We start from the raw sequence: 12,936 nt of genomic DNA on the forward strand, positions 1-12,936 counted from the left end.
CTTTCCTCTGCGGTTAAAGCGAAGCGGGCAGCGAAGTTGCAAATCTTACAACGTGCGAGTAATAATACCAGTTGGTATTTTGGGACGTCTGGTTATCGGCCTGTGATAATATTTACTTTAAAAAATTTGTTATTTTTTTAAAAAATGGTATAAAGTTTTGAAGGAATTTTGCGAAAATATGAATAACTAAAGTATTACGCAAAAGGTTTACAAAAATGATTGAAAAAATAGACAATAGTCAGGTCCCGGATGTCATGAAAGACATTTTAAAACAAAGCGGACCTTCTGCCCCAAAGGCCAATAATCTGGAAGATGCTTCACTGCAAATTACACATCAGGAAATTATCGAGCAGGCTGGTCAGCTTCCCTCGCAGGACACAAATGCTGTCGAGGAAGCCCGCAAACTGATTATGTCCGGTCAGCTTGATACGCCCGAAAACATTCGCGCAGCAGCACAAAATATTGCAAAGTTTGGTGTGTAGTGTTTAGCCGTCGCCGGTGCGGCGATGGAGTTTAAGCCAGATAATTGATGATTTGGCCTGTTGGTATCGTGTTTAGATTTTCCGCACAAATTCCAAAAGCATTACTGTTTGATACTCTGTGGGTTTGTCTGTTCCAGAAGTCCGCGGCGTGTAATTCATCGTTCCCATAAACATATTCACGGGCTTGACCTATCGACTGAATCGCCGTCTCTTGCGAGTCGATTGGCACTGAACTGATTATTTTGCATGGAATTCTTTTTTTCATTTACGCATATTAACAGATTTGAGTAAAAATTTCAATTGACTCGTGCGTATTTGTTTGTTAGTCCGGCTCTACGTGTTCTGCGAAGTGTTTTTATAGGAACTTGGCCTAAAATTTTTCTTGTTCCGGGAAAGTGATTTATGCCGAAGCGAAAATAAAAAAATATCCGCCATAAGCGGATTCCACTACTACTTTCTACTGAATACTGACTATTTAGTTATTCTTCTTCTTTTTTCTTTTCGAGCAGATTTCTCAAGTGTTTATTTTCACGTCTGGTCGCTTCGAGGTCGAAAAGTTGATATTTTATGCAGAGTCGCAGATAATCGAGGGATTCTTGGAGGCTGTCCATACTTTTGCGGAGTTTTTTGCAGTTATCGCTTGCTTGCCTTGCCAGGCTGGCAAGTTTTTGTTCTTCTGGCCCGGCGACTGCGTCGAATTCTTTCAGCAGTTCATTTAATTTGTCTTCAATTTTTGGCTCTTCCATTTCCTGTTTCCTTTTTACAGCCCCGATTAAGATGTTCTTATAATAACCAATTTTGGCGTTAAAATCAAGCAAAATTGCCCTTTTTCCCTATTTTAACGCGGTTTTGAGTGGGCAGAACCCATTTTTTAATCAAAAAACAGGCATTTTCCGCTTGTCCTTGTGATTTAAAGGTTTAAAATTAATGGATTAGATTTGTAATTTTTTGTAACACTTTAGCCGATTGCAGAAAAATAGGGATTTGATTTTCGATGCAAATTATTGCTAAATGCCCGAAATGTAAAACAGGTTGGCTCTTGGATTCGGTTGCCGCCGACAGGAGGACTACTTGCAGCAAGTGCGGTCTGCTTTTTAAGGTTCCAAAACTCGAGGAAATCTCAAAAGCCGTCAAAGTAATAGAAACCGCGGCTGGCGTGGTCTATGTGGACCAGGACGGTAAAATTTTCGGCTGATAATTATTTTTGCAGAATGTCTTGCAGGGAGCTTTTCTCTGATTTTTCCTGCAAAATTTCCGCGAAGCGTCTTACCATTTTTTCTGCAGGCCATTTGTGTTCCGCCCGCGCAAGGTTATCCTGTGCCCACGCAAGAGAGAACGGCAGCATTACCGCTTCGACTTCTGTGCCTTCAAGTTCGCTTGCCAACTGTCCCAGCGATTCGAGTACGCTGACGTCCATTGCCTCGACATTTGGTCTGCACATATTTTTTTTCTGACACGAATCTGACGCCCCGATTACGATATGCTCACGGCAGGCAAGCGGTCTTTCCGCATATATTTTACACAATCCGCTCTTCGATAAAAACGGGCATACCAGCCCGAGTTCTCCGTACCATTTATTTATTTGGCTTACTCCATGTCTGCCTTCTTCTGCGAAAGTGTTAAGACATTCTTTATTTTCTGTTTTTTTGAGTATTTTTTCTGCCGAGTAAATACAGTCGCGCAGAAGTTTATTGCATTTTTGCCCAGGCATTTCGAGGAATTCTTCTCTCATTCGAAATACTTCCGGCACAGACATCGGTATAAGTGAGCTGCAGCACGCGCAGCAGCCTTTTTTGCATGGTATGATTTGTCCTTTTCTCGCAATCATTTCGCGATGTGCTATTGCGATTTTGCTCGACATTTTTCTTGCCGGCATCACGATATCCGCAAGCGTTGCTTCTTCATTCATTATGTTTATAGCGAAGGACATTTTTTGTTCGGCCGCTTCGAAGCTGAAGTCGATAACCCTTCCCGGAAGATTGTCCAATACTTCAGGACTACTTTCCATTACTGCTAAATTTTCATTGTCAGCCATTATTTGTCTTTCAATTTGATGGTATTGCAGTGTTGTTCGAATCGCTGTTTGTATCGTTGGCCTCGTTGACTGTTTTAGTCAGTTGCTCATCCTGTTTTATACCCAGAGTTTTTTCTATGTTCTCAAGTTTAGCGGTTATTACCGTGAGTTTGTTATCTATTTCAGAAAGTTTTTTATATATCGCGTTGGCATCGGAGTTGAATTTGGTTCCGCTTGATGTTGCGTAAAGAAGTTTGTCAACCATACGTTCATAAGCGTCAATCATTTTGTCGAGGTTGCTTTTGTATTCCGGCAGGGAGATTTCGTTTTCGATTTCATACCGGCTGTCGTGCCTTTCGTGCGTAGAGTTAGTAACGGCAATGACCGTCGCGCAGACCGCCGCTGCGATTCCAAGAGAGAACAGAATTTTGTTTTTTGTCATTTAAGACCTCGCATATCTTTTAATAGAAAACACCAATATACTGCTACTCTCTTATCGTATTATCTGACCTGCGATATAATTACGGAAAGTACCTGATTTTTCGGGAAGTACCTGATTGATGTTTTTTGCTGTAAGTTTTTTTGTATTAAAGATTTGCGTGGTAAATTATGGTGTTTTATGTAATTTTTTTTTAAAAATTAGAAATGATACTTTCCCTTGCTATGCGATTTTCGGGGGTTAGCACTGCCATCATTACAATCCCCCGGACACCTTTAACTAAAAAGGCGTTTTCAATACTGAAAAAGGCATTTTTATTGCAGGAATTTTACTTGCATTGCCGATGAACCCATTGTATATTGCTCGCAAGCTTTCGTATAAAGGGGCGCAGTATGGGCCGCAGCATCACGGCATGGCAGGCTCAAGCCTTGGACGATAAGCCCAACCAGTCCGATAACCTTTATTGGACACCGTGAAAGCTATAACGATTGAAAATTGTCGATTGAATATTGAAGATTCATTTTGTCTGTTTGCGTTTTTTTAATTTTTCAATCTTAAATCTTAAATATTCAATATTAATTACCCGGTGGTGTAATCGGTAACACAGAGGTTTTTGATACCTCCATTCATGGTTCGAGTCCATGCCGGGTAGTATAGTCTCAAACTGATTGTCAGTTTGAGAGTTTTTAGTTTTGAGTTTTTAGTTAAAACTTAAAAATTGAGGTAAAATGTCTGAAAAAGTAGCGATAATATTGGCTGCAGGTATGAGCAGCAGGATGAACACAAAGCTTCCGAAGGTTCTGCACGAAGTTTGCGGCAGGCCGATGCTGGCTTATGTGATTGATGCCTGTCGAGAAGCCGGTGTTAAAAAACTCTATATTATTGTCGGCTATGGCAAAGAGCAGGTCATAAATTACTTCCACGATGATAAAAATATCGTCTGGGTCGAGCAAAAAGAACAAAAAGGTACCGGACACGCGGTGCTTTGCTGCAAAGAGCATCTTGCCGATTTTGATGGCGATACGCTGATTCTTTGCGGCGATATGCCATTGATTCGGCCTGAAATAGTCAAAACGCTGGTCGAAAAACACGACCACGAAGCGGCCGCGGCGACGCTGGCGACGGCGATACTCGAAGATACGAGAAGTTACGGCAGAATCATTCGCGATGGTTACGGCAATATTCAGGGTATTGTTGAAGAAGCCGACTGCAATCATCAGCAAAAACTGATAAAAGAAGTCAACCCAAGCTATTACTGCTTTAAGAATAAAATTTTGTTCGAAGCGTTGAGCAAGATTACACCCAACAACAAAAAGAATGAATACTATCTGACAGACGCACTTCATCTGGTTATTAAGGCCGGTCATAGAGTTGTAGCTGTTACGGCGGTTTCGCCGGAAGACGCAATCGGCGTCAACAGCAGGCAGCAGCTTAGCGAAGTCGGCAGAATTATGCAGCTTAGAATTCAGGACAAATTCGTCAAGAGCGGCGTTACAATTGTTGACCCGCCGAATACCTGGATTGACGCCCGCGCACAAATCGGACTGGATACGGTTATTGAACCGTTTACATATATTCACGGAAAAGTCAAAATCGGGAATAATTGCAGGGTAGGGCCTTTCGCTTATGTTCGCGAAGGTACGGTACTCGGCAGCGATGTGATTCTCGGCGTTTTCACGGAAGTGAAAAATTCGACGCTTTCCGACGGCGTTCGGGCAAGACATCACAGTTATATCGGTGACGCGGTGCTGGGCAAAAATGTCGATATCGGAGCGGGCGCGATTACGGCGAATTTTGACGGTCAGAAAATTCAGAAAACTGAAATCGGCGATAATGTTTTTGTCGGCTGCGGTTCAGTTATTGTAGCACCGGTTAATATTCCGGCTAATATTCAGATTGCACCGGCTTCAGCAGTTACTTCGGATAGTTTACAAGAGAAAAAGTAAGGGATTTACATAGAAATGAAAAATAAAATAAAAGTATTCAGCGGTTCGAGTAATCCGGAACTTACAAAGAAGATTTGCGAGTATCTTGGAATACCGGTCGGTTGTGCTCATATAGAAAAATTTCCGGATGGCGAAAAAATTATCAAATGTGAAGACGATGTTCGCGGCAAAGACTGCTTTGTCGTTCAATCTGGCTGCGAACCCGTTGATGAAAATATTATTGAGCTTTTGATTTTTCTCGATTGTCTCAAGCGTGCAAGCGCAATGCGGGTTACTGCGGTTATTCCGTATTTCGGTTACGCACGTCAGGACAGAAAAGACGAAGGCAGAACGCCTATTACGGCAAAACTTATTTCGAATTTGATTACGACGGCAGGTGCTGACAGAGTATTGGCGATGGATTTACACGCCGCCCAGCTTCAGGGATTTTTTGATATTCCTATGGATCATCTGTTCGCAGAGCCTGTGCTGACAAAATATTTCAATACGAAAAAATTTAAAGATTTGACAGTTGTTTCACCTGATGTAGGCAATATAAAACGCGCGGCAAGATACGTCGAGCATTTGAACGGCGAGCTTGCGATTATTCACAAACGCAGATTAAGCAGCAAGGAAGTACAGTGCGGAGCAATCATCGGAACGGTAAAAGGCAGAGATGTTCTGATGTGCGATGATATGATTTCTACGGCGGGCACGGTGTGCAGCGCAGCAAAACTTGTCAAGGAACAGGGCGCCAATAAAATTTATGTTGGTGCAACGCACGGCGTTTTTTCTGATAGTGCCGTTGAAAAAATTAAAAAAGCTCCAATCGATGAAATCATCGTTACCGACACTATACCGCTCAAGGCTGAAGCGGCGGCGCTGCCGAATATTAAGGTCCTAACGGTGTCTAACATCCTCGGAGAAGCGATAAAACGTATATACAGTAATGAATCAATTAGTGCAATGTTTAGATTATAGAAAAAAACAATATAAGATTATATAATTAATTTGAGGTAAAAAAGTATGTCGAAGCAAGAGCTGGTTTTAAAGGCACAAACAAGAAAAGAACGTGGCAAAAAAAGCAATGCCAAATTGCGCGAGCAGGGCAGTATCCCTGCGATTATTTACGGCCACAAACAGGACCCGCAGTCGGTAACTCTTAGTGAGCACGATTTTGTCGAGGTTCTTCACAAGGGAAAAAGACTTATGGACGTCGAAGTTGACGGTAAGCCTGAAAAATTCCTGCTCAAGGAAATTCAGTACGACCACCTGGGCAAAAGAATGATTCACGTTGATTTCGTCCGCGTTGATTTGAGCGAAAAGGTAACGGTCGAAGTTCCGCTTGTCCTGAAAGGCACCGCAGTTGGCACAACAGAGGGCGGCGTTCTTGAAGAACATCTGGATAAGATTGAAGTCGAATGTCTGGTAACAGCAATTCCGGAATCAATCGACGTATCGATTAAGGCATTGAAGATTGGCGACTTTATGTTTGTCAAAGATATTGTTGTACCGGCAGGTATGAAACTCGTTACGGATCCTGAACTGCTGCTTGTCGCATGCAAGGAACCTGTTGAAATCGCTGAACCGTCAGCCGAAGACGCTACTCTTGAGCCTGCAGTTCCTGAAGTTATTACTGAACGTAAGCCTAAGGAAGGCGAAGAAGGCGAAGAGGCCGCTGGTGCCAAGAAATAGTGTTGACGAGCCGGAAAGTTTCCAATGGACGAAATTCGATTAATAGCAGGACTTGGAAATCCCGGTAAGGAATACGAAGGAACTCGTCATAACATAGGATTTGAAATAATAGACAGACTGGCGGATAAACTGGGAGCTGATGTACGACAGGATAAATTCGGCGCCGCGTTCGGCCAGACGGCTCTTGAAGATAAAAAGTTAATATTGTTAAAGCCGCTCAAGTATATGAATAACAGCGGGCAGGCAGTCGCGACCGCGACCGGTTTTTACAAATTGCAGCCATTGCAGATTCTTGTAATCACCGACGATATGGCGCTCGAGCCGGGATTGATACGGTTAAGAGCCTCCGGTTCGGCCGGCGGACATAACGGCCTTGCTGATATTATTGAAAAGTTGAGCACAGTTGATTTCGCACGGCTTCGAGTCGGTATCGGCGACAAAGGGCCGACAATCGGAAGAGATTATGTTCTTTCGCGGCCCGGCAAAGAAGAGCAGGAACTGATAAATCAGGCTGCTTCGCAGGCTGTTGAAGCTGCGATTTTCTGGGCGCACAAAGGTATTGATGCGGCAATGACTAAGTTTAATAAGAAAAATAATATTGTTTAATTTTTAAGGAGTTTACATTGGAAACCGTAACCAAAAGATTGTACGAGACACTGTTTCTCGTTGATGCCGGCGAAGCTGCGTCGGACTGGCAGGGCATAAATGATCACATAAAGAAAATTCTCGATCGCAGCGAGGCCGAGATTATTAGTATGCGTAAATGGGACGACAGGCCGCTTGCCTATCCGATTTTGGGCAAGAAAAGAGGCGTTTATATTCTCGTTTACTTCAACGCCAACAGCAACAAACTCGCTGATATGGAACACGACATCAGACTTTCAGAAAGAATTATGCGTTCGATGACTCTTCGCGGCGACCATATTACACAGGCTGATATGGATAAGGATACACCGGCAACGCTTGCTGAAAAAGGCATAGCAAAACCAGTATCTCCGGTTGCAGAGGCAATAGCAGCAGCAGTTGTTGAAAGTGATGAAGACGCTCCGAGTGTTGACGTTAAGGAATAACCGGCTTATCACGTTGCGTGATAAATTTCGAAAGGATGTTTTATGGCGAATTTCAATAAGGTTATTCTGCTGGGCAATCTGACACGCGACCCGCAGTTGTCTTATCTGCCAAATCAGACGGCGGTCGTTGATTTCGGCCTGGCTATAAATAGAACCTGGACAGGCCAGGACGGGCAAAAAAAAGAAGAAGTTTGCTTTGTAGATTGCAGAACGTTCGGCAAACCCGCTGAAACGATAAACAAGTACTGCAAAAAAGGCAAACCGCTTATGGTTGAAGGCCGATTGACTTTCGATAGCTGGACTGGCAAGGACGGACAAAAACACAGCAGGCACCGTGTTACAGTAGAAAGTTTCCAGTTCATATCTTCTGCACCGGGTGGTCAGGGCGGCCAGGGCGTTGTCGGCGGCGAGTCCCAGATTCCCGCAAACGATGCGCCAATGGACCAGACCCCGAGCGGCGGCGGAGATGATATACCGTTTTGATTTAAAATATAAAATTTAAATATAAAATATTATTTTTAGGAGTCCTTAAGTGAAAGGCCAAAATTTTAAAAAGAAGCCGGATAAAATGAAAAAAAGAAAACGGCGAGAAAATGTTACACAGCAGAATCAGTGCAGATTTTGCCGTGCGAAAACAGAGTATGTCGATTATAAAGATACGGATGTTTTAGGCAAACTGCTTACGCATCGCGGCAAGATTTTCTCACGCAAACGCAGCGGTAACTGCGCAAGCTGCCAGAGGAAAGTAAAACTTGCGATTAAACGCTCAAGATTTATGGGTTTGCTTCCGTTCACAAGTTAATTTAGAAATCGAATACTGCCGCGAACATTTTGGTGAGCGGTAAACATTATCGGAGATATTATATGAATGTTTTGTTAGTTGAAGATGTTGAAAATCTCGGCTGGTACGGCGATGTCGTTAAGGTTAAAGAAGGCTACGCCAGAAATTATCTTCTGCCGCAGAGACTTGCAGTAGTTCCGAGTGAAGCAAAGATCAAGGCGATGGCTGAAGAAAAAGCCAAAAGAGCGACTGTAAGGCAGGTTGTTATTGAGAACTTCAAGAAAGCCGCCCAAGCCGTCAATGGCGCAGAAGTCGTACTGGCAGCAAAGGCCAACGAGCAGGGTCATCTGTTCGGTTCGATTACAGAAAAGGAAATTGCCGTCAATCTTCGCGGTCAGGGATTTGCGATTGAGGATAAATTTGTTCATCTTGACAGCCATATCAAGGAAGTCGGTGAACGTATCGTTAAATTGAAATTCACAACGGATGTTACAGCTTCGGTAAAAGTCATAGTAGTGCCGGAAGTTGCAAGTACGGAAACGACCGATGCCTCCAAAGAAGGACAGACAGAGCAGCAATAAGGCCGGTTTGCGGCAGGCGGATGCCTCCGCGGCTCTGACCTCAAGGACGATGCCTGAATCGCTCGAAGCCGAGGCGGCAGTGCTGGGTTCGATGATACTCGACCCGCAGTGCATCGGTTTGGTGGTTCAAAAGCTTACGTCCTCTGCATTTTATCGCATCGAACATCAGATGATTTTCGAGGCGGTAATTTCGCTTTGGGACAGGAAAAGCGATACGTTTGACCTTCTGCTCCTGAGGGACGAACTGAAAAACCGCAAGCAGCTTGAAGAAGTCGGCGGGCCTGAATATCTTGTGAAAGTCGCCGAGGCGGTGCCTTCTGCGGCGAACGTCGAGCATTATGTGCAAATCGTAAAAGATAAGCAGATGATGCGCGAACTTATCAGCGCCGCGGGCGAAGTGCTTACAGAAGCTCTCGAAGATTCCGGCAGCGTGGCGGAAAAATTGGACAGGGCAGAGCAGAAGATTTTTACCGTTACGCAGAAAAAAGTCAGCGGTAACGCCGCTTCGATGAAGGAAATTCTGACTGAAACCTTCGAGGCGATTGACAGACGGCAGGGGCATCATATTACCGGATTGCCCACAGGTTTTGCCGAACTGGATGATTTGACCTGCGGTTTGCAGAACGGCGAAATGGTTATTATCGCCGGCAGACCAAGTATGGGAAAGACCAGCTTTGCGATGAATATGGCCGAGCATATCGGGGCGGATAATAATATTCCTGTCGCTATTTTCTCGTTGGAAATGGGCAGACAGCAGCTTGCCGAGCGTATGCTCTGCAGCAGAGGTATGATTGATTCACAGCTTGTCCGCAAGGGAATGGTCAACGATTCTCAATATCAGGAGCTTGTTCACGCGGCAAGCGAATTGAGTGAAAAACCGATTTATGTTGACGATACGCCGGGCATTACACCGCTGGAACTTCGCGGCAAAGCAAGGCGTCTTCGCAGCAGATATGGTATTAAAGCTATCTTTATAGATTATTTACAGCTTATGAGTATGGGCGGTTCGGTCGAGTCGCGTCAGCAGGAAGTCAGTGAAATCAGCAGATATTTAAAGGCGCTTGCAAGGGAGCTTGAAGTGCCTGTTGTTGTTTTAAGTCAGCTTAATCGCGCGTCTGAAGGCAGAGAAGGACATCGGCCGAGAATGAGCGATCTGCGTGAAAGCGGCAGTATCGAACAGGATGCCGATGTGATTATGCTTCTGCATCGTGAAGATTACTATCACAAAGGCGAAGCGGATTATGAAGAAACGGCTTTGGCCGAGGCAATTATAGCAAAACAGCGTAATGGTCCGACAGACACTGTCGAGCTTAGCTTTAATGGTATTTATACTCGTTTCGGCAACAAGGCGAGAGTAAAAGAACCGTTTTAGCAAAACCTGAAGAATACCACAGGTATTTTTTAATTGCGCGTTGAACGGTTTATAAGTTATTGCACCGGCTTCGCTAAGCCGCGATGTGTAAACGCGATTTTTTAATGCCGTTGGTATAAGGATAGATTTGTAGAAAGGGATTTTATGAATAATTCCAGCAGCCCTGCGATATACAGACCGATGAAGGTTTTGCTTGTTATTTTTATAATATCATTCATTAGTAATCCCACCTTATGCGATTCTATGGGACAAGCTCCGAACACAATTGCAAAATCCAATGCCAATATAACGCAGCCCGCGGTTGCACAGTCTTCGGCGATGGACAACAGAATAATCGACAGCATTTCGGTTATGGGCAATGTTTATATCACCAAGGGCAAAATAATGGCTGCCGCAAGAAGCAGGGCAGGCCAGACATTTACAACTTCGCAGGTACTGGAAGACTGCAAAAGAATAGCGAATCTTCTCGGCGTTGAGTTCGCGTATTACAACGTCGAACCTGCCGGTGATAAAGTCAGGCTTACATTCGTAATCAAAGAAAAAATCGTTATCCGAAAACTTGTTTTCAAGGGTGATAAAAAAACCAAACAAAGCAAACTCACCGAAAAAATCGGATTCCAGAGGGGCGATTATCTTGATAAACTCACGGCATCCGATGGCGCAGAAAAACTAACCGACTATTATAAATCGACCGGTTTCCCATTTGTGAAGATTACCTGCGATGATTCGAGAATCAGTGAAGGAACACTGGAATATACCATCGATACCGGCCCAAAAGTAAAAATCAAAAAGACAAAATACGACGGGAATGGGCATATCAAAAAGGGCGAGCTTAATAAAGTTATTAAAAGCAAGCCGAAAAATATGCTTATTTTCCAGAATTACTATAAACAGGCCGTTCAGGATAACGACCTTATCGAAATTCAGAAGGCTTACGACAAAAGAGGTTATCTCGATACGAAAGTTACCTCTAAACTGAACTTCATTAAAAACCGGAAAGGTGTTGAAATTACGTTTGTCATCGAAGAAGGCAAACAGTACGACCTCGAAAAGATTATTTTTTCAGGCAATGAATTTTTGAGCGACGCCAACCTGATGAGTACCTTCAGATTGAAAAAAGGTCAGTTTTACAGTAATGAAAAAGCTGACTATGACAAAGATGAGATTCTCCGCGATTATCGCGAAAGAGGTTTTATCGATGTTAGAGCGCTGTCGTTAAGGCAGTTTGTCGGCGAAGATAAAATTAACGCGGTATTCGATATTAACGAAGGCGGCAGATACCGCATCGACAACATTAACATCGCCGGCAATAAAAAAGTACAGGATAAGGTAATCAGGCGTATTCTTGATGAAAGAGAATTCAAGCCGGGCGAATGGTACAACGCACACATCGCGCAGGGCAACGGCGAAGGTCAGCTTGAGAAAGATGTAAAAGGAAGCGTTTATTCCGAGACGGCAGTTATTACGCCTGTCGGCGATAAGCCCGGCAGGAAAGACGCTGAAGTCAGAATCAAGGAAGGCAAAACCGGCTCGGTTATGTTCGGTGCCGGCGTAAGCAGCAACGATGGTCTGATTGGTCAGGTTATTTATGAGCAGAGAAATTTCGATATTAAAAAATGGCCGAAAGGCTGGCGAAAATTTTTCTCTGAAGACGCGTTCAAGGGCGCAGGACAGACTTTCAGAATCACTCTCGAACCCGGTACCGAAGTCAGCAGATATTCGGTTAGCTGGACGGATCCATATTGGAGAGATAAACCAATCTCGCTTACTGTATCAGGTTCAAGCTGGGAAAGAAGCAGAGAAAGTTATGACGAGTCAAGAATAAGAGCCGGTGTTGGCTTTACGCATCGTCTTAAAAACGGATGGTATAGAACTTTAGATTTCAGGGCCGAAAGCATTAATATCAGTTCTCTTGATTCTGATGTTCCGAAAGAAATACGGGATGTAAAAGGCAATAGTATGCTGGGCGGTGTTAAAACTGGTTTCGGAAGAAACACAACCGACAGCAAATATCTGCCGACAAAAGGCAAAAATTACGAATTGTCTTACGAACAGGTTGCCGGCGATTTTACGTTCGGCGTTGTCGAAGGTACATACCGCTGGTACAAAACTCTGCGTGAGGATATTGCCAGACGCAAAACAGTTCTTGAAACTAAATTATATGCCGGTTCAATTGTCGGCGACGCTCCGGTATTCGAAAAATTCTATGCCGGCGGCACAGGCAGTCTTAGAGGTTTCAAATATCGCGGAGTCAGCCCTCGCAAAGGTCCTGACGACGACCCAATTGGAAGCCAGTGGATAGTAACCGCCAGCAGCGAACTTCAGGTTCCGATGTATTCGGATAACCTGGCGGGTCTTCTGTTTGTTGATACAGGTATGATTGAAACCGGCGGAATCAGGGCATCGGTCGGTATCGGTGTTCAGATTATGATACCGCAATGGTTCGGACCAGTACCAATGAGATTTGAACTGGCCGCGCCGTTTATGAAGGACGGCGACGACGATACGCAGATTTTCAGTTTCTCTGCCGGTGCATTGTTCTAATAGTTATTTTTCAGGGGAAAATTTTGAAAGGAT

Annotated in this window: 16 protein-coding genes; 12 read left to right on the forward strand and 4 right to left on the reverse strand. The window is 44.1% G+C overall.

Annotation, left to right across the window (positions count from 1 at the left end; genetic code table 11):
* The first annotated feature begins 215 nt into the window (after window positions 1-215).
* Window positions 216-482 carry a hypothetical protein gene (locus LLF92_07315; protein ID MCE5340921.1) on the forward strand — a complete coding sequence of 89 codons (267 nt, stop codon included), beginning with the start codon at window positions 216-218 and terminating at the stop codon, window positions 480-482.
* A 31-nt stretch (window positions 483-513) separates the two neighbouring features.
* Here LLF92_07315 and LLF92_07320 read toward each other — a convergent pair whose 3' ends face one another.
* Together LLF92_07320 and LLF92_07325 are read right to left on the reverse strand one after the other, a co-directional pair.
* Window positions 514-747, reverse strand: coding sequence for a hypothetical protein (locus LLF92_07320; protein MCE5340922.1), 234 nt, complete (start codon window positions 745-747; stop codon window positions 514-516).
* Between the two features lie 214 nt (window positions 748-961).
* Window positions 962-1,228: a hypothetical protein gene (locus LLF92_07325; protein MCE5340923.1), complete on the reverse strand. Its 267-nt coding sequence runs from the start codon at window positions 1,226-1,228 to the stop codon at window positions 962-964.
* A gap of 248 nt (window positions 1,229-1,476) precedes the next feature.
* Here LLF92_07325 and LLF92_07330 point away from each other — a divergent pair, with 248 nt between their 5' ends.
* Window positions 1,477-1,677 carry a hypothetical protein gene (locus LLF92_07330; protein ID MCE5340924.1) on the forward strand — a complete coding sequence of 67 codons (201 nt, stop codon included), beginning with the start codon at window positions 1,477-1,479 and terminating at the stop codon, window positions 1,675-1,677.
* Between the two features lie 3 nt (window positions 1,678-1,680).
* Here the strand turns inward: LLF92_07330 and LLF92_07335 are convergent, their stop codons facing one another.
* Together LLF92_07335 and LLF92_07340 are read right to left on the reverse strand one after the other, a co-directional pair.
* Window positions 1,681-2,517, reverse strand: a complete 837-nt coding sequence (locus tag LLF92_07335) for a YkgJ family cysteine cluster protein (GenBank protein MCE5340925.1) — start codon at window positions 2,515-2,517, stop codon at window positions 1,681-1,683.
* A gap of 10 nt (window positions 2,518-2,527) precedes the next feature.
* On the reverse strand, window positions 2,528-2,938 hold the full coding sequence (locus LLF92_07340) for a hypothetical protein (protein ID MCE5340926.1): 411 nt from the start codon (window positions 2,936-2,938) through the stop codon (window positions 2,528-2,530).
* A gap of 725 nt (window positions 2,939-3,663) precedes the next feature.
* On the opposite strand from LLF92_07340, the gene LLF92_07345 reads away from it, so the two are divergent.
* The 10 genes from LLF92_07345 (at window position 3,664) to LLF92_07390 (ending at window position 12,903) form a co-directional block, all read left to right on the forward strand.
* Window positions 3,664-4,881 carry an NTP transferase domain-containing protein gene (locus LLF92_07345; protein MCE5340927.1) on the forward strand — a complete coding sequence of 406 codons (1,218 nt, stop codon included), beginning with the start codon at window positions 3,664-3,666 and terminating at the stop codon, window positions 4,879-4,881.
* Window positions 4,882-4,896: 15 nt separating this feature from the next.
* Window positions 4,897-5,841 (forward strand): ribose-phosphate pyrophosphokinase, encoded by a 945-nt coding sequence (locus tag LLF92_07350; GenBank protein ID MCE5340928.1) that lies wholly within the window; start codon window positions 4,897-4,899, stop codon window positions 5,839-5,841.
* 45 nt (window positions 5,842-5,886) lie between these two features.
* Window positions 5,887-6,555 (forward strand): 50S ribosomal protein L25, encoded by a 669-nt coding sequence (locus tag LLF92_07355; protein ID MCE5340929.1) that lies wholly within the window; start codon window positions 5,887-5,889, stop codon window positions 6,553-6,555.
* Window positions 6,556-6,579: 24 nt separating this feature from the next.
* Entirely contained in the window at window positions 6,580-7,161 is a 582-nt protein-coding gene (gene pth / locus LLF92_07360) for an aminoacyl-tRNA hydrolase (GenBank protein MCE5340930.1), read from the forward strand.
* Between the two features lie 17 nt (window positions 7,162-7,178).
* Window positions 7,179-7,625: a 30S ribosomal protein S6 gene (gene rpsF / locus LLF92_07365; GenBank protein MCE5340931.1), complete on the forward strand. Its 447-nt coding sequence runs from the start codon at window positions 7,179-7,181 to the stop codon at window positions 7,623-7,625.
* A 42-nt stretch (window positions 7,626-7,667) separates the two neighbouring features.
* Window positions 7,668-8,108, forward strand: coding sequence for a single-stranded DNA-binding protein (ssb, locus tag LLF92_07370; GenBank protein MCE5340932.1), 441 nt, complete (start codon window positions 7,668-7,670; stop codon window positions 8,106-8,108).
* Between the two features lie 85 nt (window positions 8,109-8,193).
* The gene (gene rpsR, locus LLF92_07375; protein MCE5340933.1) at window positions 8,194-8,427 is read left to right on the forward strand and encodes a 30S ribosomal protein S18; all 234 of its coding nucleotides are present in this window, start codon (window positions 8,194-8,196) and stop codon (window positions 8,425-8,427) included.
* Window positions 8,428-8,489: 62 nt separating this feature from the next.
* A complete protein-coding gene (rplI, locus tag LLF92_07380) occupies window positions 8,490-8,987 on the forward strand; it encodes a 50S ribosomal protein L9 (protein MCE5340934.1) in 498 nt (165 codons plus the stop codon).
* The gene (gene dnaB / locus LLF92_07385) at window positions 8,953-10,359 is read left to right on the forward strand and encodes a replicative DNA helicase (GenBank protein MCE5340935.1); all 1,407 of its coding nucleotides are present in this window, start codon (window positions 8,953-8,955) and stop codon (window positions 10,357-10,359) included. Before rplI ends, dnaB begins: the two co-directional genes overlap by 35 nt.
* 144 nt (window positions 10,360-10,503) lie before the next feature.
* Window positions 10,504-12,903: a BamA/TamA family outer membrane protein gene (locus LLF92_07390; GenBank protein ID MCE5340936.1), complete on the forward strand. Its 2,400-nt coding sequence runs from the start codon at window positions 10,504-10,506 to the stop codon at window positions 12,901-12,903.
* The last annotated feature ends 33 nt before the right edge of the window (window positions 12,904-12,936 follow it).

The sequence above is a fragment of the Planctomycetaceae bacterium genome, from assembly GCA_021371795.1.
Taxonomy (GTDB): domain Bacteria; phylum Planctomycetota; class Phycisphaerae; order Sedimentisphaerales; family UBA12454; genus UBA12454.